The 20,397-nt window shown below is 67.7% G+C and carries 17 protein-coding genes and 1 pseudogene; 3 read left to right on the plus strand and 15 right to left on the minus strand.

Annotated elements, in window-relative coordinates; translation table 11 throughout:
* Nucleotides 1-4: 4 nt before the first annotated feature.
* The 11 genes from D580_RS0106865 to leuS all read right to left on the minus strand — a co-directional run bounded on the left by D580_RS0106865 (nucleotide 5) and on the right by leuS (nucleotide 13,724).
* Nucleotides 5-346 carry a hypothetical protein gene (locus tag D580_RS0106865; RefSeq protein WP_018953681.1) on the minus strand — a complete coding sequence of 114 codons (342 nt, stop codon included), beginning with the start codon at nucleotides 344-346 and terminating at the stop codon, nucleotides 5-7.
* Between the two features lie 58 nt (nucleotides 347-404).
* A complete protein-coding gene (locus D580_RS0106870; protein ID WP_018953682.1) occupies nucleotides 405-4,319 on the minus strand; it encodes a YhdP family protein in 3,915 nt (1,304 codons plus the stop codon).
* Nucleotides 4,320-4,331: 12 nt separating this feature from the next.
* On the minus strand, nucleotides 4,332-5,813 hold the full coding sequence (gene rng / locus D580_RS0106875; protein WP_018953683.1) for a ribonuclease G: 1,482 nt from the start codon (nucleotides 5,811-5,813) through the stop codon (nucleotides 4,332-4,334).
* Complete coding sequence (locus D580_RS0106880) at nucleotides 5,810-6,415, minus strand: Maf family protein (protein WP_018953684.1); 606 nt, start codon at nucleotides 6,413-6,415, stop codon at nucleotides 5,810-5,812. Before D580_RS0106880 ends, rng begins: the two co-directional genes overlap by 4 nt.
* A gap of 108 nt (nucleotides 6,416-6,523) precedes the next feature.
* Nucleotides 6,524-6,994, minus strand: coding sequence for a 23S rRNA (pseudouridine(1915)-N(3))-methyltransferase RlmH (rlmH, locus tag D580_RS0106885; protein WP_018953685.1), 471 nt, complete (start codon nucleotides 6,992-6,994; stop codon nucleotides 6,524-6,526).
* A complete protein-coding gene (gene rsfS / locus D580_RS0106890; RefSeq protein WP_018953686.1) occupies nucleotides 6,994-7,371 on the minus strand; it encodes a ribosome silencing factor in 378 nt (125 codons plus the stop codon). Before rsfS ends, rlmH begins: the two co-directional genes overlap by 1 nt.
* Before the next feature lie 16 nt (nucleotides 7,372-7,387).
* Entirely contained in the window at nucleotides 7,388-8,050 is a 663-nt protein-coding gene (nadD, locus tag D580_RS0106895; RefSeq protein WP_018953687.1) for a nicotinate-nucleotide adenylyltransferase, read from the minus strand.
* A gap of 81 nt (nucleotides 8,051-8,131) precedes the next feature.
* On the minus strand, nucleotides 8,132-9,415 hold the full coding sequence (locus D580_RS0106900) for a glutamate-5-semialdehyde dehydrogenase (protein ID WP_018953688.1): 1,284 nt from the start codon (nucleotides 9,413-9,415) through the stop codon (nucleotides 8,132-8,134).
* 105 nt (nucleotides 9,416-9,520) lie between these two features.
* Nucleotides 9,521-10,543 carry a DNA polymerase III subunit delta gene (gene holA, locus D580_RS0106905; RefSeq protein ID WP_018953689.1) on the minus strand — a complete coding sequence of 341 codons (1,023 nt, stop codon included), beginning with the start codon at nucleotides 10,541-10,543 and terminating at the stop codon, nucleotides 9,521-9,523.
* 185 nt (nucleotides 10,544-10,728) lie between these two features.
* Nucleotides 10,729-11,136 carry an LPS assembly lipoprotein LptE gene (lptE, locus tag D580_RS0106910; protein WP_231363513.1) on the minus strand — a complete coding sequence of 136 codons (408 nt, stop codon included), beginning with the start codon at nucleotides 11,134-11,136 and terminating at the stop codon, nucleotides 10,729-10,731.
* A gap of 134 nt (nucleotides 11,137-11,270) precedes the next feature.
* Nucleotides 11,271-13,724, minus strand: coding sequence for a leucine--tRNA ligase (gene leuS, locus D580_RS0106915; protein ID WP_018953691.1), 2,454 nt, complete (start codon nucleotides 13,722-13,724; stop codon nucleotides 11,271-11,273).
* A gap of 226 nt (nucleotides 13,725-13,950) precedes the next feature.
* On the opposite strand from leuS, the gene D580_RS0106920 reads away from it, so the two are divergent.
* Both D580_RS0106920 and D580_RS17015 read left to right on the plus strand, forming a co-directional pair.
* A complete protein-coding gene (locus D580_RS0106920) occupies nucleotides 13,951-14,316 on the plus strand; it encodes a TusE/DsrC/DsvC family sulfur relay protein (protein WP_018953692.1) in 366 nt (121 codons plus the stop codon).
* Nucleotides 14,317-14,403: 87 nt separating this feature from the next.
* A pseudogene (locus D580_RS17015) lies at nucleotides 14,404-14,583 on the plus strand (PAS domain S-box protein); the annotation flags it as partial.
* A gap of 102 nt (nucleotides 14,584-14,685) precedes the next feature.
* Here the strand turns inward: D580_RS17015 and D580_RS0106930 are convergent.
* Complete coding sequence (locus D580_RS0106930) at nucleotides 14,686-15,564, minus strand: hypothetical protein (protein WP_018953694.1); 879 nt, start codon at nucleotides 15,562-15,564, stop codon at nucleotides 14,686-14,688.
* A gap of 403 nt (nucleotides 15,565-15,967) precedes the next feature.
* Between D580_RS0106930 and D580_RS0106935 the strand changes: the two genes are divergently transcribed.
* Entirely contained in the window at nucleotides 15,968-16,498 is a 531-nt protein-coding gene (locus tag D580_RS0106935; RefSeq protein ID WP_018953695.1) for a zinc ribbon-containing protein, read from the plus strand.
* Nucleotides 16,499-16,655: 157 nt separating this feature from the next.
* Here D580_RS0106935 and D580_RS0106940 read toward each other — a convergent pair whose 3' ends face one another.
* The 3 genes from D580_RS0106940 to D580_RS0106950 all read right to left on the minus strand — a co-directional run bounded on the left by D580_RS0106940 (nucleotide 16,656) and on the right by D580_RS0106950 (nucleotide 20,302).
* Entirely contained in the window at nucleotides 16,656-17,789 is a 1,134-nt protein-coding gene (locus D580_RS0106940; RefSeq protein WP_018953696.1) for a hypothetical protein, read from the minus strand.
* A gap of 187 nt (nucleotides 17,790-17,976) precedes the next feature.
* Entirely contained in the window at nucleotides 17,977-19,242 is a 1,266-nt protein-coding gene (locus D580_RS0106945) for a DUF2201 family putative metallopeptidase (RefSeq protein ID WP_018953697.1), read from the minus strand.
* 13 nt (nucleotides 19,243-19,255) lie between these two features.
* Complete coding sequence (locus D580_RS0106950) at nucleotides 19,256-20,302, minus strand: AAA family ATPase (protein WP_018953698.1); 1,047 nt, start codon at nucleotides 20,300-20,302, stop codon at nucleotides 19,256-19,258.
* Between the last annotated feature and the right edge of the window lie 95 nt (nucleotides 20,303-20,397).

Genomic DNA, 20,397 nt, shown 5'->3' on the forward strand with positions numbered 1-20,397 from the left:
GGGATCAGGGTTGGACCAGCAGGTCCACACGCTCAATGACACCGGGATCGGCGCGCAGTTCGATACGGGACGAGGGAATGCCCAGGGCCACCAGCCAGTCGCGCAGTTCCGAGGCCCACAGTTCACCCTGCTCATCCTGGGGGTGACGGATCTGCAAGCGCCGATCGGCGCTTGCCTGGAGCGCCGCCACGGTGTCGCGCAGGGGCGTGAGGGCGATCAGGGATTCGGCGCTGCGGGGACGCGACCAGGTGTCCGCATCCAGGCTGGGCGCCGGCGGCTGCGCGGACAGGGCGAGGGGCATCAGCAGGCAGGAGAGGCACAGGGCCCGGAGCAGGTGTTCGAACATGCCGTCACTATACCAAGTCAGCCGAGCCCGTGTCTGTCCTCGGCAAGCCGGCCTCAGCCTACTGGGCCTCCTCCACGGGCCTGGCCAGCACCTCCACCCGGGGTTCGTCCCAGGAGCCGGTGATGCGGTATTCCACCCGGGAGGCCTCGTCGATGCGCCGCCCCATGCCCAGCAGGCGGTCCATGACGAACACGGCCACGCCCGCGACGGGCCCGCCCAGGATGGCGCCGGCCACCGGCAGGGTACTGCCCACCCGGGGCATCACCGTGATCTTCTGGTCGTAGTCCCGGGCCACGATCCCGGTGCGCCCCTCGATCTGCACCCGGGCGGCGGCGCTCTGGATGTTGAGATCCGAGGTATAGGCATCGCTGTCCACGAAGCGGATGTTGCCCTCCATGCGGTCGAAGGCGAGCCCGCGCTGGAAGAGGTCACGGAAGTCCAGGGCCAGGCGGCGGGGGATCATGTTGAGACTGAACAGGCCCAGCAACCGCCCCGCCCCCGGCTCCACCTCGGTGAGACGGCCATCCCGGACCTCCAGCTTCACGTTGCCGGTCAGCCCCTGCCAGGTGAAACGGGTGGCCGCATCGGGCCAGCGCATCTGGCCTTCCAGTTTCGCCGTGCCGCGGTGGAAGCCGTGCTCGAAGCCCAGGTCCGTGAGTGCCTCGCCCACGTCCTCGCTGTCGATGGCGAAGCGCAGCTGGGTCTGGTGCCGGTCAGTTCCGCTCACCCGCCAGTCGCCGGTGACCCGCATCCGCGCATGGTCCCGGGCGCTGGAGAGCTGCAGGTGGTGGATCTGCAAGCCCTCGCGGATGCGGGTGGCCTCGATACGCACGTCCCGGAAAAACCGGCCGTCCAGCACCAGGGTGTCTACGCTGCCCCGGATGCCGGGCAGCTCCCGGGGATCCAGCCGCCCGGCCCCACCCTCGCCGGCACCCTCTACGGCCGCGGCCAGCTGATCCAGGTCCAACAGCTCCAGGTTCAGGGTCAGGGGCGCCACCCCGGTGAAGTCATGGGGGATGTCCAGCTGGCCGCGCAGGGCATTGGAGACCACCTGGGCCTCCCAGCGCTGGGGGGTGCGGTCGGCCTGGATCTGCAGGTCGCGGAACAGCCGGTCTCCACTGCGCAATGCCCCGATGTGCACATCCAGGCGATCCACCAGCTGCTCCGGGGCGGCCTGGGCACCGGCCGTGCGCGGTACTCGCTGCCGCAGGGCCAGCCAGTCGTCCAGGGGGAGATCCTCGATCCTTCCTGCCAGTCGCACACCTCGCTCGGGCATGCGCGCCGTGCCGTCGTTGAAACGCAGCTCGCCCCGGGCTGCGCGCCCCGGGGCGGCCGTGCGCAGGCGCATGGACAGCAGCTGCCCCAGGTCCAGGGCCAGGGGCTGCACTCCGGCCTGGGTCAGCGGCACGGTCAGGGTGATGGGCAGGGTGCGTGCGGCGGGCTTGGCCAGGGGCTCGGGCAGGTTCGAGCTGACACCCCGCAGGTCCGATTGCAGGCGCAGGGTGGTGGCGCCGCCATCCAGGGGCGCGGTCAGGCGGGCCTGCCAGCGGGCCCGGCCCGCGAGTCTGGGCGCGAGCAGTTCGGGCAGCACCGTACGGAAGGACTCGATCCGCTGCAGGCCCTCCCCGTCCACGGTCAGCGGCCCGCCCCTGGGCATGCGGGCCGCAAGCGTCACCGTCTCGCCGTGAAGGTTTGCGCTGACCCCCTCGGCGTTCACCGTGGCCTCGGTGAAACGCACCTGGCCCTGGAGGTCCGTGAAATCCACCGGATGACCGGAGAGCGTCAGGCGGTTCCCCTTGAGGGTCACCGTGCCCTGGGCGGTGGTATTGGCGGTGCCGCCCTCGCGCCGGGTCAGGGGGATGCGCAGGGACAGATCCAGGTGGCTGTCGCCCTGGGCGCGGGAATTATCCAGCAGGTCATCCAGCCCGCGCACCAGGGGGCTCTCGCGCACGTAACGCAGCATGTCCTGGAGCGGGCCGTCCACCTGCCCCTGTATCTGCAGCACCGTGTTGTGATAATCCTCGATCACCACCGTGGTGTCGTGAATGGCCGCCCCGAAGATGCGCCCCCGGGCTGACTCCGCACGCATGCCCCGGTCGGTGAAGATCAGCTCGCCCGCCAGGGCGTCGATGGCAGGCCAGCCCCGCTGGTAGTCCAGCAGGCCGTCCTCCACCCGGGCGCGCACCTCGAACTCCCCTTCCCCCTCCTCGAAGGGCAGCTGGGTGAACGGCCCCCGGTAGACCACGGTGCCCTCGGTGACACGGCCCGCCCTGATGCTCTCGCTCAGCCAGCGCGCAGTGTCCCGGGGCAAGATGTGCACCGGCAGATAGGCGGCGGTGCGGCTGCCGTCCACATCTGCAAAGCCCATCTCCAGCACCATGCCCGGGCGCTCGCCCAATTCCACCTCGGCCCACCCCCAAGCACGGATGTCTGCGTTGTGCACCCGTATCCCGTCGGCGGCGAGATGCAGCCCGTCCGCGCCGCGCTCGATCTTCAGGCGGGTGTCCAGGCCATCCAGCCACAGGGCATCGGCAAACAGCCGGGGGGCCTCGAATCGCAGTCCACGGCTGGCCAGGGTCACATCACCGCCCTCCTCGTGGAGGCTGAAACTGCCTGCCAGGCCATGGAAACCGGGGATCTTGTCCAGGGGATTCACGCCCAGTTCGCGGAACTCGCCCTGCATCACCCCCGTGGGCCGGGCATCCTCCTCGACGGGCAAGCGGACATTGAAACGCGCCTCCCGGATCTCTCCCGTGGGCGCCAGGCGTTCGAGCAGGTGGCGCTGGTCTTCCTCGAGCAAGGCCGGCTGGGCCAGCAGCAGCGCGGAGAGGCGCTCCAGGCTCATGCCCTCCAGTTCGCCCCAGACCTGGCGGCCTTCGTCCCGGGGCTGGAAGGCCAGGGACAGCCCCATGGGCGAGCCGTCCTCGATGCGGGTATCGTGCAGGCGCAGCTGCCAGCCCCGGCCGCGTCGCTCCCACAGCAGGTCGGTACGCAGCTCGGCGAACCTGTGTGCCGGCGCATCCTCTGAGACAGGGCTGAAGCGCAGGTCCCGGGCACGGGCCCGGGCACGCAGCCGGTCCGGTTCACCCGCCGACAGACGTCCCCAGACCTCCAGGTCCAGGATCCCCGAGTCCGCATGCACGCGACGCATCAAGGCATGTTCCGGGAGCCCTTCGATGATGACCCCTTCGCCATGCACATAGAATTCGCCGCGCCAGCTCTCGCGCATCCCGGGATCGCCGCGCAGGTCCAGGCCCACGGCCAGGGCGGCACCCAGTTCCCTGGGCAGGAACACCTGGCCCGCCAGGCGCAGGCGATCGGCATCCACGGCCACGTCGAGGTTGAGATCATCGAAGCGGTAATCCAGGGCGAGGATCTCGTCGCTGAAGCGCAGGCGGCTGGACTGGAGCTGGAAGCGGGTGCCGGCGAGCAGGTCCAGCACCCGGGTCCCGGGGGCGGCGGGGGCATCCTCGCCGGCCGCCGGGGCGAAACCCGCGCCGCTGATCTGGACACCGCCCTCCGCGTCCCGGTGGATGTGCACGTCGGCACCCAGCACGCGTACCGAATGCACCCGCAGCTGGCGGTGCCAGAGACTCAGGATGGCGCGCACGCCCACGTCCACCTGCGCCACCTGGAGGGCCGGGGTGGTGTCGTCCTCGCCGTAGATGGCCACGTCGTCCAGCAGGATGCGCGGACCCAGCAGGCGCCAGCGGGCATCCAGGGCGCCGATCTCCACCCGGTGGCCCAACAGGGCTCCCAGCTCGGCGGCCATCTGCTCCCGGTACTCGGAGGCCATGGGCAGCACCAGGCGCAGACTGGTGACCAGCACCGCCAGCAGGATCAGTACGCTGGCCGTGATCCAGATCGCCGCGGTCTTGAGGCGACTGAGCCAGCCCCGCCAGGCCACACGCACACCCCCGGCACGATCATGCCGCGGGCTTTCAGGCTCCTGGGGCTGTGGCTTCTCGGACATGGGTCTCAGCGGCTAGAGCAGCACCACGTCGAACTGCTCCTGGGTGTAGAGGCTCTCCACCTGGAAACGGATGGGGATGCCGATGAATTCCTGCAACTGGGCGACACTGGCGGATTCCTCATCCAGCAGCAGGTCCACCACCGTCTGGGAGGCCATCACCAGCAGTTCCTTGGCATCGAACTGGCGCGCCTCGCGCATGATCTCCCGGAACATCTCGTAGCACACGGTCTCGGCGGACTTGAGATAGCCCCGCCCTGAACAGGTGACGCAGGGTTCGCACAGGATGCGTTCCAGGCTTTCACGGGTGCGCTTGCGGGTCATCTCCACCAGGCCGAGCGGCGAGACCTCGCACAACTGGCTCTTGGCGTGATCCTTCTCCAGGGCCTTCTCCAGGGCGCGGAACACCTGGCGCTTGTGTTCCTCCTGGGTCATGTCGATGAAATCGATGATGATGATGCCGCCGAGATTCCTCAGGCGCAGCTGCCGGGCGATGGCCTGGGCCGCCTCCAGGTTGGTCTTGAAGATGGTCTCTTCCAGGTTGCGATGACCGACGAAGGCGCCGGTGTTGATGTCGATGGTGGTCATGGCCTCGGTCTGATCGAAGATCAGGTAGCCGCCGGACTTGAGCTCCACCTTGCGCTCCAGGGCCTTCTGGATCTCGTCCTCCACGTTGTAGAGATCGAAGATGGGCCGCTCGCCCGGGTAGTGCTCGATGCGGCCCAGCAACTCCGGCACGTAGCTCTCGGCGAACTCCGTCACCTTCTGCACCGTCTCGCGGGAGTCGATGCGGATCTTCTCCAGTTCCACGCCCACCATGTCACGCAGGATGCGCAGGGTGAGCGGCAGGTCGGTGTAGACCTCGGAGCCGGGTGGGACCTGCTTGACCCGCTCGCTGATGGAGTGCCAGAGCTTGTGCAGGAAGTCCACGTCGTTGCGCATGGCCTCCTCGCTGGCCGCATCCGCGGCGGTGCGCACGATGAAGCCGTGGCCCTCGCCCTTCTCCGCCAGCACCGATTCCATGAAGCCCTTCAGGCGCGCTCGTTCGGCCTCGTCCTCGATGCGCGTGGAGACGCCGATGGTCGGGCTGTTGGGCATCAGCACCAGGTAACGGGAAGGCACGGTGATGTAGGTGGTCAGGCGTGCGCCCTTGGTACCGATGGGATCCTTGATCACCTGCACCAGCACATCCTGCCCTTCCCGCAGCAGTTTCTGGATGGGTTCCGTGGGCTTGGCACCCTCGCCGTTGGGCAGTTCCTCGCGCTCCACGGGCGCCACGTCCGAGGCATGCAGGAACGCGGCACGCTCCAGGCCGATGTCCACGAAGGCGGCGTCCATGCCGGGCAGCACCCGGCTGACACGGCCCTTGTAGATGTTGCCCACTAGCCCGCGGCGGCGCGCGCGCTCCATGTTCAGTTCCACCAGCACGCCGTTCTCCACCAGGGCCACGCGGGTCTCCTGGGGAGTGACGTTCATCAGTATCTCGGTGCCCATCATGTGGTTTGCATTTCCTTTGAAGCCGCAGCACCGTGACCGCCATGGGCCACGCCGAAGGCCTCCAGTAATTGACCTGTCTCGAACAGGGGCAGCCCCACCACGCCGGTGTAGCTGCCCTCGATGTGTTCCACGAACAGCGCGCCCAGCCCCTGGATACCGTAGGCGCCGGCCTTGTCGGCGGGCTCGCCGCTGGCCCAGTAGTCGCTGATCTCCCGGGGCGAGAGGGTGCGAAAGCGCACCCGGGTCTCGGCGCATTTCAGCGCCTCCCGGTCCCCGTGCACGAGGGCCACCGCGGACAGCACCCTGTGGGTGTTCCCGGACAGACGTCCCAGCATGTGCAGGGCCTCGTCGCGATCGGCGGGCTTGCCCAGTATGACCCCGTCCAGGGTCACCACGGTATCGGCCCCCAGCACCGGCAATCCGCTCGACTGGGCCATCCATCCCGCCCGGGCCTTGGCCAGCGCCATGCGCTCGGCGAAGGCCCGGGGCGCCTCACCAGGCAAAGGCGTCTCGTCCACGTCCACCGCCTGGACCCGGTAGGTGACGCCGATCTGCTCGAGCAGTTCACGGCGACGGGGAGAGGAGGAGGCGAGGATCAGCATAGAGGTGGATGAAGTGCGAAGTGTGAATTTGGAAGTAGGAACAAAAGGCCGAAAACCCGCTCGATCTTACCGCCTTTCACTTCGTACTTCCCAATTCACACTTCGCACTTATTCACGGTGATACGGGTGCCCACGCAACAGACTCCACGCCCGGTAGACCTGCTCGGCGAGGATCACCCGCACCAGGGGATGGGGGAAGGTGAGCGGCGACAGGGACCAGACGAGATCGGCGCGGGCGCGGCAGGCATCGGTCAGGCCCTCGGGGCCACCCACCAGCAGGGCGAGATCCCGGCCCAAGTGCATCCACTCGTCCAGGCGGCGGGAGAGTTCGGCGGTGGAGAAACTGCGGCCCTTCTCATCCAGGGCGACGACGAGACAATCCTTGGGGATCGCCTCCAGCATGCGCGCCCCCTCGGTCTCGGCGATGCGGGCCAGATCGGCGTTCTTGCCCCGCTTGACCGCCGGGATCTCCTTGAGGATGAGGCTGCACTCGGCAGGCAGGCGGTTGGCGTACTCGGCGTAGGCGGCGTCGACCCAGGCGGGCATGCGCTCGCCCACCGCGATCAGGTGAATGCGCATCAGCGGCGCAGGCGCTTGACCTTAGTCACCGGCTCGGACTCCTCGGCGGCGGAGGCGTCGGTGAGCCAGAGCTTCTCCAGGTTGTAGAAGTCACGCACCCGGGGCAGCATCACGTGCACCACCACGTCGTTGAGGTCCACCAGGACCCACTCGTTGTCCCCCTGTCCCTCGGTGCCGAGCGGCATCACCCCGGCCTCCTTGGCCTTGACGATCACACTATCGGCCAGGGCCTTCACGTGCCGGTCGGAGGTGCCGCTGGCGATCACCATCATGTCGGTGATGGCGGTCTTGCCGCGCACGTCGATGGCCTTGATGTCCTGTCCCTTGAGATCCTCGAGGGCCTTGACGACCAGTTCGGTGAGTTCTTCTGTCTGCATGTCTTCCCCGTGTGGGCTAAGCGAAGCGCGTGGCCGCGCCCTGAGTCGGTGAGGCGTCCAGGTACAGGCCCTGGACGCGGATGTAATCGAGCACGCTGCTCGGCATGAGGTAGCGCGGGCTCTCTCCCCGGCGCAGCATGGCGCGGATGGCGGTGGCGGAGATGTCCAGCTGGGTCACCGGCTGGAACCACACCGCGCCCGCCGGCCGGGCACGCAGTTCATGGAGATCCCGGGTCGCCGCCTCGGTGGCCCAGTCGCCCAGATCGTGGGAGGCCGGGCTGCCGGGCCGGTGGGCCACCACGATATGCGCGAGCTTCAGTATCTCCTCCCAGCGATGCCAGGAAGGCAGTCCGGCGAAGGCATCCATGCCCATCATCAGGCACAGGGGCATGTCATTGCCCAGCTCGGCGCGCAGGCTCTCCAGGGTGTCCACGCTGTAGGAGGGGCCGTCCCGGTCCAGCTCACGCCGGTCCACCACGAAGCCCGGCTGACCGTGCACCGCCCGCTCCACCATGGCCTGGCGATGCTCCACGGAGGCCACCGGGGTACGCCGGTGCGGCGGGATGCGGCAGGGCACGAAGCGCACCTCGTCCAGCCGCAGGTGTTCCATGACCTCCAACGCCGGGCGCAGGTGCCCGAAGTGGATGGGATCGAAGGTGCCGCCGAGGATACCTAGCATGAAGGCAGTGGCAAGTGGCAAGTGGCAAGTGGCAAGGAAAGCGGTCCTTGCCACTTGCCACTTGCCACTTGAGACTGGGCGTCAGCCCCGTACATGTCCATCGCCCAGCACGATGTACTTCAGGGTGGTCAGCCCCTCAAGCCCCACCGGGCCCCGGGCATGGAGCTTGTCGGTGCTGATGCCGATCTCGGCGCCGAGGCCGTATTCGAAGCCGTCGGCGAAGCGGGTGGAGGCGTTGACCATCACGGAGCTGGAATCCACCTCGCGCAGGAAGCGGCGCGCCCGGGTGTAGTCCTCGGTGATGATGCTGTCGGTGTGGTGGGAGCCGTAGGTGTTGATGTGCTCGATGGCGGCATCGAGGCCGTCCACCACGCGCACCGCCAGCACCGGGGCCAGGTATTCTTCGAACCAGTCCTGCTCGGTGGCCTCCTTGATGCCCGGCAGGATGGCCCGGGTGGCCGCGCAGCCGCGCAGCTCCACGCCCTTCTCCTCAAAGGCCTGGCCCAGCGGCGGCAGGAGCCTGTCGGCCACGGCGCGGGAGACCAGCAGGGTCTCCATGGTGTTGCAGGTGCCATAGCGGTGGGTCTTGGCGTTGACCGACACCTTGAGCGCCTTGTCGGGATCGGCGCCGTCGTCCAGGTACACGTGGCAGACCCCGTCCAGGTGCTTGATCACCGGGATCAGGGATTCCTCGCTCACCCGGGCGATCAGCCCCTTGCCGCCCCGGGGCACGATCACGTCCACGAAGTCCTTCATGCGCAGCAGCGCGCCCACGGCGGCGCGGTCGGTGGTGGCCACCACCTGCACCGCGTCACCGGGCAGGCCCGCCTGTTCCAGGCCGGCGCGGATGCACTCGGCCAGGGCACGGTTGGAGTGGAAGGCCTCGGAGCCGCCGCGCAGGATGCAGGCGTTGCCGGACTTCAGGCACAGCCCCGCCGCGTCCACGGTCACGTTGGGGCGGGACTCGTAGATGATGCCGATCACCCCGAGCGGCACGCGCATGCGCCCCACCTGGATGCCGCTGGGGCGGTAGTTGAGATCGGAGATGGCGCCCACCGGGTCCGCCAGGCTGGCGATCTGGCGCAGGCCCTCGGCCATCACCGCGATGCGCTCGGGGGTGAAGGCCAGGCGGTCCAGCAGGGCCGCGTCCAGGCCATTCTGCTCGCCGGCCTCCAGATCCTTGCGGTTCTCGACCATCAGGGCCTCGGCTCGGTCCTCGATGATGCTGGCCATGGCCATGAGCGCGGCGTTCTTGGCGCCGGTCTCCGCCCGGGCGAGCGCGCGGGAGGCCGCGCGCGCGCGCCGCCCCATCTCCTGCATCTGCCGCTCGATCTCGCCCGTCATGTTCTCAACCACTGCGTTCATTCCGTCATCCCAGTGAATTCACTACCCCCGTAGGTCGGGCTTCAGCCCGACGCCGGCGCTTCGATGGGCACCGCTGTCGGGCTGAAGCCCGACCTACGGTCTGTTCTACGATGCGGGGCGTCCGAACAACGGACGCCCTGCCAAGCCTATTGTTAATTGTAACAACTCATCCCAGGCGCTGCCCGGTGCCTGGCCCTTGATCACCCGGTCCGTTCGGGCGCACAGGGCCAGCAGGGACCGCCAGGCGGGGGCCCGGTGCCGGGACAGGGCCTTCTTGACCAGGGGCGCCCGCTTGGCCCAGACGCTCTTCATGGCCTGGGCGGCGGGGGTGCCCGCCTCCATCTGCTCGGCGATATCCGTGAGGCTGCGCACCTCCCGGGACAGGGCCCAGAGGATCAGCACCGCATCCACCCCCTCGCCGCGCAGGCCGTTGAGCACGTGCACCGCCCGGGCGCTGTCGCCGGCCAGCGCCGCATCGGCCAGGTCGTAGATGGTGTAGCGGGCGGCGTCGGAGACTGCCTCCAGCACCCCGTCGGCGTCCAGGGGGCCCTCGCCCCGCAGCAGGGCCAGCTTCTCCACCTCCTGGGCGGCGGCCAGCAGGTTGCCCTCCACCCGCTCCGCCAGCAGGCGCACCGCCGGCTCGTCGGGCACGAGCCCCCGGCTGCGCAGGCGCCGGGCGATCCAGCCGGCGGTCTCGGCCAGCGACAGGGGCCAGACCTGGAGCATCACCCCGGCCTGTTCCAGGGACTTGACCCACTTGCTGTTGGCCGCGCTCTTTTCCAGCTTGCCCGCGTGCACCAGCAGCAGGGTGTCCTCGGGCAGCCGCTGGCAGTAGGCCTCCAGGGCCTTGGCCCCCTGGGTGCCCGGCTTGCCCGTGGGCAGGCGCAGTTCCAGGATGCGCCGCTCGGCGAACAGGGACAGGCTGTCCGAGGCGGCCGTCAGCGCGCCCCAGTCAAAACTCCGGTCGGCGGTGAACACCTCCCGCTCCGTGTAGCCGCGGGTGCGCGCCGCGGCACGCACCGCGTCCGCCGCCTCCATGAGCTGCAGGGGCTCGTCGCCCGCGAACAGGTACACCGGGGCGAGGCCCTGTTCCAGGTGACGGGCGAGTTGTTCAGGCTTCAGGCGCATGGAACTTGGGGAATGGACAGGATGAACAGGATTTTTTCAGGATTAACAGGATTCATGAATGTTTGAAGACCTTGGGATAGTCTGCCGGTACCCGGGGCGAATCCGTGATTCGCAGTTCACACCCAATACTTGTTCCTGTCCATCCTGAAAAAATCCTGTTCATCCTGTCCATTCAGATATAAGCATCAACGCGCTGCCTGCAGGCGGAACATCACCAGCTGAGCCAGGTCCCGCTCCATGGCCTCGCGCAGCGCCTGCTCCTGCTCGCCCTGGCTGAGCACCAGCAGCGGGTCGTGCACGTATTCGCGGGTGATGTTGAGCGTCACCGGCTCCAGGGCCCATTCGCTGCCGCGGCCGCGCACCTCGTATTCCAGCACCATGTAGAGTTCGTATTCGCTCACCCGGGCATCGCCACCCACGGACAGCACGCGCCGACCGGTTGTGAGTCGCTGCACCCGGAACTCGGCGGTGGACGCCTCGCGGCTGTCCACCAGGGTCACGCCGCCGGCCCGCAGCAACCCCGACAGTTCCCGGGCGAAACCGTGATTGGCATTCATCCCGGTGAGCCAGGTGCGCTCCATCTGCGGCGGCAAGTCGGCCGCGCCGCGCAGTTGAAACCCGCAGGAAGCAAGGAGCAGAGACAAGAGACAAGTGGCAAGAGACAAGTAATTGCGGGGCACCCTGTGCCCGCCGTTCATCTTGCCTCTTGTCTCTTGCATCTTGTCTCTCATTTCACAACTACATTCACCAACCGCCCCGGCACCACCACCATCTTCACCACCGTCTTGCCCTCGATGTGCCTTTGCACATTCTCGTCAGCCAGGGCGGCCTCCTCGATGGCGGCACGCTCGGCGGCGACGGGCACCTGGATCTGGGCGCGCAGCTTGCCGTTGACCTGCACCACCAGTTCCACGGTGTCGCTTTCCAGGGCCGACTCGTCCACCACCGGCCAGGGCTGATCCACCGCGGCGCCTTCGCGGCCCAGCTCGGTCCACAGGGCATGGGTGATGTGAGGCACGATGGGCGAGAGCATCAGCACGGTGGTCTCCAGGGCCTCCTGCATCACCGCGCGGCCCTGCCCGCTTTTGTCCTCGAAGCGGCCCAGCTCGTTCATCAGCTCCATGCAGGCGGCGATCGCCGTGTTGAAGGTGTATCGCCGGCCGATGTCGTCGCTCACCTTGGCGAGCGTCTGGTGCAGCTTGCGGCGCAGGGCCTGCTGATCGGCGTTGAGCGCGGCCTTGTCCAGGGCCGGCGCGGCGCCCCCCTGGACGTGGTCATGGACCTGCTTCCACAGACGCTTGAGGAAGCGGTAGGCCCCCTCGACGCCGGAGTCGGACCACTCCAGGGACAGCTCCGGGGGCGCGGCGAACATCATGAACAGGCGCACGGTGTCGGCGCCGTAGCGCTCGATGAGCGCCTCCGGGTCAACGGTGTTGCCCTTGGACTTGGACATCTTGGCCCCGTCCTTGAGCACCATGCCCTGGGTAAGCAGGCGGGTGAAGGGCTCGTCGCCGTCCACCAGGCCCTCGTCGCGCATGAGCTTGTGGAAGAAGCGGGCGTAGAGCAGGTGCAGCACCGCGTGCTCGATGCCGCCGATGTACTGGTCCACCGGCAGCCAGTGGCGGGCGCGCTCGTCCAGCATGGCGCCGTCGGCGTCCTTGCAGGTGTAGCGGGCGTAGTACCAGGAGGACTCGAAGAAGGTGTCGAAGGTGTCCGTCTCCCGCTCCGCCTTGCCGCCGCACTCCGGGCAGGTGGTATCAATGAACTCGGGCATCTTCTTGATGGGTGAACCCACGCCGTCGAAGGCCACGTCCTCGGGCAGCACCACGGGCAGCTGGTCCTCGGGCACCGGCACCGGACCGCAGTCCGGGCAGTTGATGATGGGGATCGGGCAGCCCCAGTAGCGCTGGCGTGAGACGCCCCAGTCGCGCAGGCGGTAGTTCACCCGGCGCCGGCCCTTGTGCTGCTTCTCCAGGAAATCGGCGATGGCGTCGAAGGCCTGGACAGAACTGAGGCCGTTGAACTGGGCGGACTCGATGAGCACGCCCTTGTCGGTGAAGGCGGCCTGGTCCAGGTCCACGGCCACGCCCTCCTCCGCCGGGAGGATCACCTGGCGGATGGGCAGGTCAAACTTGCGGGCGAACTCCCAGTCACGCTGATCGTGGGCGGGCACGGCCATGACCGCGCCGGTGCCGTATTCCATGAGCACGAAGTTGGCCACCCAGATGGGGACCTCTTCTCCGGTGATCGGATGCACGGCCTTCAGACCCGTGTCCATGCCCTGCTTCTCCAGGGTCGCCATGTCCGCCTCGGAGACCTTGGTGTGGCGGCATGCCTCGATGAAGGCGGCAAGTTCCCCGTTGCCCTCGGCCGCCCTGGCGGCCAGCGGGTGTTCCGGGGCCACTCCCACGTAGCTCACGCCCATGAGCGTGTCCGGGCGGGTGGTGTAGACGGTCAGCGGCGCCTCGCCGGGCACCTCGAACTCCAGTTCCACGCCCTCCGAGCGGCCGATCCAGTTGCGCTGCATGGTGCGCACCTGCTCCGGCCAGCCCTCCAGGCCGTCCAGACCCCTGAGCAGCTCCTCGGCGTAGTCGGTGATGCGCAGGAACCACTGGGGAATCTCCCGGCGCTCCACCGGCGCGCCGGAGCGCCAGCCCTTGCCGTCGATCACCTGCTCGTTGGCCAGCACGGTCTGGTCCACCGGGTCCCAGTTCACCATGGCGGTCTTCTTGTAGGCCAGGCCCTTCTTCACCAGCCGGGTGAACAGCCACTGCTCCCAGCGGTAGTACTCGGGCCGGCAGGTGGCCAGCTCCCGCTCCCAGTCATAGCCGAAGCCCAGGCGCTGCAACTGTCCGCGCATGTAGGCGATGTTCTCGTAGGTCCACTTGGCCGGCGGCACCTGGTGCTTGATGGCAGCGTTCTCCGCCGGCAGGCCGAAGGCGTCCCAGCCCATGGGCTGGAGCACGTTGCGCCCCTGCATGCGCTGGTAGCGGGAGATCACGTCGCCGATCGTGTAGTTGCGCACGTGGCCCATGTGCAGCCGCCCCGAGGGGTAGGGGAACATGGACAGGCAGTAGAAGGGCTCGCCGGGGGCGTCCTCCCGGGCGCGGAAGGTCTGGTGCTCGTCCCACCAGGCCTGGGCCCGGGTTTCCAGGGATTCGGGTTCGTAGTGTTCTTGCATGGACCGTTCTTGTTCGGGGCAAAGGGGGTGACTGGGGCAGGCAAGAGACCCTGCCCCGGGCAATAGGTCAGGATACCAGCCCGCAGAACACCCCCACAACCGCGCAGCCTCGCCACAAGGGGCATTCCCATACGACTTTTTGCCACCCTGGCCCGAAGCCCCGGCATGCATGAACTACACTCATGAACGAGACATCCCGCCCAATCCGTTCTCCCAGGAGGTACCCATGCACCCCGACATGAACGAGATCCTCAACCCCAGCGCCGCCAGCCATGACCCCGCCTTCCGCCATGCCCCGTCCGGCTGGAGTCGGGACGAGGCCATCCGGGCCGCCCAGGCCGATGGCCTGACACTCACCGAAGATCACTGGGAAGTGGTGCGCGCCCTGCAGGAGTTCTACGCCCGTCATCAGGACACCGGCATCAACCTGCGCGAGCTGCACGATGCCCTGGACGAGAAGTTCCACCGTCAGGGCGGGCGCAAGTACCTGTTCGGCCTGCTGCCCGGCGGCCCCGTGGCCCAGGGCTGCCGCCTGGCCGGCCTGCAGCCGCCCGCCGGTGCCGTGCAGTCGGGCTTCGGCAGCGTCGCCTGATCCGCCTGGCGCAGGATACACAGCCCCCGCCCCGCGGGCGGGGGCGTGATCCTGTCCGCAAGGCTTGATCCCTCTGCGGGTTTGCTCCATGCCGACGGCAGCTGGCGCTGGCACCCCTCCAATGCCTCTCCCGTGCTGGACGAATCCGGCCGCGTCAGCGCCTACATGGGGATTGCCCGGGAGATCACCCAGCGCAAGCAGCAGGAGGCGCAGATACACCACCTGGCCCACCACGACCTGCTCACCGGTCTGCCCAACCGCTCTATTCACCCGGACGGGATTGAGCCCAAGACCCTCCCGCAAGCCTGGTCGATACATGGCCGGCGATTTCCCTGATAGACATTCAGGCTCTACCAAGGAAGCACGGACCTACCAGCCACCGTAGGGCGCCCAGATGTCCGCCTCGATGCCCGCATCGATGCGCGCCTGGATCGCCACCTGATCATGATGCTCGCGCAGTTTCTGGGCCACGTAGCTGCCGAGCGGCATCTCCCGAAGCTGTTCCGGGTGGCGCTCCGTCAACTCGAACCATGCGATCAACCGCTGCTCCAGACGCGCCGGCCCCGGCTCACGCAGATAGGCCTTGAGCGCAAAATAAAAGCGCAGGGTGTTGCGCTCGATCATGCCGCGCATGCCGCTCACATGGACGGGCCGGCCCGCCTCGTCCACCCCTTCCACCGTGAAGCCGATGCGGTCACGACCAGCCACCGAGAAATACAGCGCAAGGGTCATGCGCCCCAGGGCGCCATAGCGCAATGCATAGCGCATCCGCAGGAGACTGCGCTCCGTATCCAGGCGCATCGCGGAAAGCTCCAGGGAGAGATCTCTCAGGCCATGGGGACCACGCTCTGCCTGCAAGCGAACGAGAAACGTCTCCGTGTTTAAGTGCTGGGCCTCGAAGCGCATGCCCAGTCGTTCGACCACCTCCGGATCCTGGTAACGCTTCCGCCCGATATGCAGTCGGATCTCCTGACCCGGATGGGCCTCGTTGCGCTCAAGCACACAGGCCTTGATGTTGAAGTGCAGAAAGAAGACTTCACACCAGGCCTCGGCACTGTCGAGCTGGCGGACAAGCGTCTCGAAGGGGACGTCCAGGATGGCGTGGACCTCGCCATGGACAGCACCCCTCTCCTCCACCGAGACCAGATGCACGGGCTCTCCATCGAGCGGGCTGGTGCGGATCGCCTCGAGAATAGCGGCCTGATCAGCGTGCAGCCCGGCCAGGGCGTCCCGGCCAGGGCACAGCATCAGCAACAGGCACAGCAGGCACAGCCATCGCCCCGGCAGGCGGCCCCTGATCGAGGACCCGCCGCAAGCACCGGGACCGCATACGCCACTGACCCGGAAGGCTCCCGATACCCCCGTACCCATCGCATTCCACCTCCTGCAAGCTCACAGGATCACCCGATCGGACTGGCCCCATGCACGCCCCGGACACATCATGGCCCGATCGCACCACGCCTGTCTGCCCAAGACAGAAGTCCCGGAACACAGACCATAGCACTCCGCCTGATCGGGGACGCGCCGACCACCCGGCATCAATGACTGATGCAGCTCAATTTGCCGCGGGAATCCGATAGCCATCCACCCCGGGACTTGGTAGCCTTCGAAAAAACATTCACCCGCGAGCCCCACCGCACGGAGGATTCCCATGAGCGAGCAAAAGCACGAAGAAAGCGTCAAGGACCGCCTGGCCCACGCCTACGACCGTATGCTGGAGCGGGTGCGCCACAGCCTCGAGACTGCCGAACACAAGGTGGCGCCGACCCTGGAGCATGCCCTGGAGGCGGCCCGGGAAAAAGCGGTGGAACTGGGTGAGATCACCCGGGAGGAAGCGGAGAAGGTGGGCGACTACGTGCGCCGCGACCTGCACGACATGGCGGACTACCTCAACGAGGTGAGCGACGACTACCGCAAGTGGTTCCGCATGGACCTGCAGCTGATCGAGGCCAGGATCATGGACCTGCTCGGCTCCATCGCCGACCGCACCCGTGTGGAGATCGCCGAGATCGCCGCCCGCGCTGCGGTGCGCGAACGCCACACCGGCGAGATCACCGGCCCCGGCGTGCTCATGTGCACCGAATGCGGCGAGGAACTGCACTTCAAGAGCAGCGGCCACATCCCGCCCTGCCCCAAGTGCAAGTCCACCACCTTCCGGCGCACCCGCGGCGAAACATCGTAGGCGCGGCGACCCCGCCGCGAACCTCTCCGGGATAAGCCAAAAGTCCCTATCTCACGCAGAGGGCGCAGAGACGCGGAGATCGCAGAGATTTTTTGACATCAATTCTTTGCGCCCTCTGCGTCTTTGCGTCCTCTGCGTTAACTACCGATTACCGAGTTCATCTACCCCGCAGGCGATGCAGATGCGGCATGAGCGGCCCGGTCACCGGCTCGATGCTCTGGCGCAGGGCGATACCGACCGAGTCCGACAGGCCGAAGATGGGGGCAATGAGCTGCTCGCCCACGCAGGCCAGGACCCGCAGGCTTTCCAGCAAGGGATGATCCTGTTCCGGCAGGGCTGACCTGAGCGCGGCCAGCTCGCCGCAAAGCCGCGCATCCGCCGGCCCCGTGTCCGGTGCGGTGCAGGCCGCCAGCAGGGATGCCATGTCCCGGTAGCGGGCCTCGGCGGGCTTGATGGGGGCGAAGTAGGCCTCGATGGCCTCGAACAACTGGATCACCACACCCTGATCCGCACTGCGACCCAACACCCCTTCCACCGTCTCCAGCCAGGCCTGGCCCTGGGGACTCAACAGCCGCATCAGCAGCCGGGCGTGGGCATTGCCACTCTCGGCCAGGGCCGCGAGCAATGGTTCCAGCTCGGCCAGGCGCGGATGGGGCGGCTGCTGCGAGGGCAGTGCATCGGGCAGGGTCTTCAGGAAACCCACCCGAAAGGCGGGCTTGCGCTGGCCCCGGGACCAGAGGGAGGCCTGCACCTGCTCGCTCACCAGTCCGGGCTGCAGCACCAAGCGCACGGATTCCGCCACCTTCTGGCTGTCCTCCTCGTAGGGCATGAACTCCACCAGGAATTCCGCCAGCACCCGGCCCATGTCGCTTGCCGCCACCTGTGCCCGGCGCAGCATGGCCCGTGCATGGTCCGGGGACTGGTCCACCCACCAGGCGTGTCGGGCGATCTCCTCGGTGAGGCCTTCGGCATGCACCACCGCCGCGACCGCCTCCGGCTCGCCCAGACGCAGCAACTTGGTGAGGCTCTCGGTGCGGGCGTGGCCCGTGCGGGTCCAGCGGTGCATGAAGCGGGGGTAGCCGTGGGGGGAACCCAGCACCTGGTTGGAGATCATCTCGCGCACCTGGCGCAGGTATTTCTCCTCCGGGCAGTTGGGATGCAGCTGCACCTTGGCCTCGCCCCGGGGCGTGAGCCCCACCACCAGCAGCTTGCCCTCGTCGATGCGCAGGGCCTGGAGCTCCTGCTTGAGGAGGACGTTTAATCGCAGGCTGTCTTCTGGGCTCAGGTTCATGGTTCAACCAGTGGTTGTAATGAAGTGGCAAGTCTCAAGTGGCAAGTGGCAAGTTAAACCACCCTCACCCCAGCCCTCTCCCTGAGGGAGAGGGAGCAACACCAGACATAACACCCTGCCTTAAATCGTGGTGAGGTTTGATATGGTTGTACCTTGCCACTAGCCACTTGAAACTAGCCACTCGCGTTCAGTTCAACTGAACGCGCTGCCCCCAGGGCACCGGCGTCTTGCCCTTCACCAGCCACACCACGGGATAGTGGGGCGGCAGCGGGGGGAAATCCCCCTGGGCGTCGGTGAAGTAGACCAGCAGGTCCGGCTGGCGGTCGAGGCTCGCGATCCAGTCGAATACGGGCCGGAAGTCGGTGCCGCCGCCGCCCTGGAAGGACTCGGGCAGGCGCAGGGCCTCCCAGGGCTCGAACACCCAGGGACCATCGGCATTCATCTGGTGGTCGCAGGCGTGCAGGGTGACCCGGGCGCGGATCTGGCCCTTGATGGCGTCCACCTCGGTGATGAAGTCGGTCATCTCCTTCGCAGACACGGAACCGCTGGTGTCGAGCAGCACCACCACGTCCAGGTTGTGACTCCTGAGGTTCGGCAGGATGGCGGGCTCGCCGCGCCTGGACGAGGGGCGGCTGTAGCTGTAGTCGTCCCGGGCCTGGGCGCTCATGTAGCGGGCCAGCAGCATGCGCCAGGGCAGCTGGGGTTGCAGCAGGTGATCCACCAGTCGCGCCATGTCGCTGCTGAGCTTGCCCGCCTGCATGGCCTGCTGGGCGGCGCCGGCCAGACGCTGGCGCCACTGCACCGCCAGTTCCTCCCGCTCCTGGTGGCCGAGGGGCGGGGGCGGATGGTCACCGCCATGGTGCTCGTCGGTCTCCCGTTCGGGACGCTCGGCTTCGTTCTGCCCCTCGCCGGGATCCTGCTGCGGGTGCTCGTCGCGGCGCTTGCCCCTGCCCTCCCCGGACTCCGGCGGCGGCTGCTTGCCCTTGCCGCTGCGCTGCTCCTCGGGCCGATCGTAGACGTGCTGGTCCAGGGTCGAGTCGTTTTCGTTGTCCTGGATGAAGGGGTAGATCTCCTCGGCGGACATGCCCTCGTAGCTGCGCTCATACAGCATGCCCGGCGGCGGCGTGAGGCCGTCGTTGATGAGGATGGGATTGATGGCGTAGTCGCAGGCGATGTCCCAGAGGTGCTTGACCCGGTGACCGCGACGGGCGAAGTGCCCCAGGGCGCAGTGCAGGGCCTCGTGGGCCAGCATGTACTGCACCTCGGCCAGGTTGAGCTTGTCGATGTACTCGGCGTTGTAATAGAGCTTGCGCGCGTCCGTGGCGGTGGTCCTGCACCAGTCGCCGGCGGGCTCAAGCGGCAGGCGCAGGACCAGGGCGCCGAGAAACGGCTTGTCCAGGATCAGGCGCGTGCGTGCCGCGCCCAGCTTCGTCACCACATCGGGTTTGCTCACGGAACCTGCCCGATCAGTTCTCGTAAAGCATCAGGTCCGCCACCTCGGTGGCCCAGCGACCGAACTCCGGCACCGCGAACAGCGGCTCGCCCAGGGCCCGGTGCATGTCCATGATCATCATTACGCCCATCTCCCGCTGCGGGAACACGCCGGCGTAGTTGAGGATGTTTCCCCAGACCACCGGCGCCTCCTGCGCCTCCCGGGCACGGATGGCGCGCCCCACCAGGGCGGCGGCCACGGCGTACTGCAGGTCGATCTCCCGGGGCGCCGGCAGGCGCTCGCCGCCGATGATGGCGTCCAGATCCGGCAGATCCTCCAGGTGGGCGAGGAAGGCGGCCAGTTCGATGCCGGCGGCCTGGCCGACACAGGCCTGCAGGGCGCCGGAGAGCAGCTCCGGCTGGCCCTCGAACTTCTGCAGGGCCCGGTGGGCGAACTCCCAGGAACGGGGCGAGGGGAAGGCCACGGGGTTATGGGCCGGGTCGAAATCGAACAGCAGGTCCGGGCGGAAACGGATGAAGGCGATGATGCGGTCGTCGATGCCGGCGCCGTAGGCCCAGGCGGCCCAGTCGTCCACGTTCAGGTCCACCTCGAAGTGGGAGAATCGGTTGGCGAGCGGCGCGGGCATGGTGTAGGTCACGCCCCGGTCGCCCTGGCGGTTGCCGGCGGCGAAGATGGCCCAGCCCTCGGGCACCTGGTAGTTGCCCAGGCGCCGGTCGAGGATCAGCTGGTAGGCGGCGGCCGAGACACTGGGAGGCGCCGAGGTGATCTCGTCCAGGAACAGGATGCCCTCGGGGCCGTGCCGCTCGGCATCGGGCAGCATGGAAGGGATGGCCCATTCCACCCGGTCGCCGTGCTTGAAGGGGATGCCGCGCAGGTCCGAAGGCTCCATCTGGGAGAGGCGGATGTCGATCAGCGGCACGCCGTGGCGGTTCGCCACCTGGGTGATCATCTGGGACTTGCCCACCCCCGGCGGGCCCCAGAGCATCACGGGGGTGTGATGCCCCGAACGGGTGCTCTGAAACTCCCGGTCCAGCACTTGCAGCAACAGCGCGGGTCGCATGACGCTCCTCAGGCAAAAAACTTGATCAAACCGATGAGACTACCGGAGGAGCAGCGCCCGCCGCAAAACCACATGGGAGAGGGTCGCACTACCCA

It is taken from the genome of Thioalkalivibrio sulfidiphilus, from assembly GCF_000377945.1.
In the GTDB taxonomy this organism is placed as follows: Bacteria; Pseudomonadota; Gammaproteobacteria; order Ectothiorhodospirales; family Ectothiorhodospiraceae; genus Thioalkalivibrio_A; species Thioalkalivibrio_A sulfidiphilus_A.

Bases quoted from the DNA above. Each gene is read 5' to 3' on its own strand.
- D580_RS0106950 (WP_018953698.1), bottom strand. From the start codon at position 20,302: ATGCGACCCGCGCTGTTGCTGCAAGTGCTGGACCGGGAGTTTCAGAGC.
- D580_RS0106920 (WP_018953692.1), top strand. From the start codon at position 13,951: ATGCACCCCGACATGAACGAGATCCTCAACCCCAGCGCCGCCAGCCAT.
- D580_RS0106865 (WP_018953681.1), bottom strand. From the start codon at position 346: ATGTTCGAACACCTGCTCCGGGCCCTGTGCCTCTCCTGCCTGCTGATG.
- leuS (WP_018953691.1), bottom strand. From the start codon at position 13,724: ATGCAAGAACACTACGAACCCGAATCCCTGGAAACCCGGGCCCAGGCC.
- rng (WP_018953683.1), bottom strand. From the start codon at position 5,813: ATGATGGGCACCGAGATACTGATGAACGTCACTCCCCAGGAGACCCGC.
- D580_RS0106930 (WP_018953694.1), bottom strand. From the start codon at position 15,564: ATGCTGTGCCCTGGCCGGGACGCCCTGGCCGGGCTGCACGCTGATCAG.
- holA (WP_018953689.1), bottom strand. From the start codon at position 10,543: ATGCGCCTGAAGCCTGAACAACTCGCCCGTCACCTGGAACAGGGCCTC.
- rsfS (WP_018953686.1), bottom strand. From the start codon at position 7,371: ATGCAGACAGAAGAACTCACCGAACTGGTCGTCAAGGCCCTCGAGGAT.
- rlmH (WP_018953685.1), bottom strand. From the start codon at position 6,994: ATGCGCATTCACCTGATCGCGGTGGGCGAGCGCATGCCCGCCTGGGTC.
- nadD (WP_018953687.1), bottom strand. From the start codon at position 8,050: ATGCTAGGTATCCTCGGCGGCACCTTCGATCCCATCCACTTCGGGCAC.
- D580_RS0106935 (WP_018953695.1), top strand. From the start codon at position 15,968: ATGAGCGAGCAAAAGCACGAAGAAAGCGTCAAGGACCGCCTGGCCCAC.
- D580_RS0106900 (WP_018953688.1), bottom strand. From the start codon at position 9,415: ATGAACGCAGTGGTTGAGAACATGACGGGCGAGATCGAGCGGCAGATG.
- D580_RS0106870 (WP_018953682.1), bottom strand. From the start codon at position 4,319: ATGTCCGAGAAGCCACAGCCCCAGGAGCCTGAAAGCCCGCGGCATGAT.
- D580_RS0106940 (WP_018953696.1), bottom strand. From the start codon at position 17,789: ATGAACCTGAGCCCAGAAGACAGCCTGCGATTAAACGTCCTCCTCAAG.
- D580_RS0106880 (WP_018953684.1), bottom strand. From the start codon at position 6,415: ATGCTGATCCTCGCCTCCTCCTCTCCCCGTCGCCGTGAACTGCTCGAG.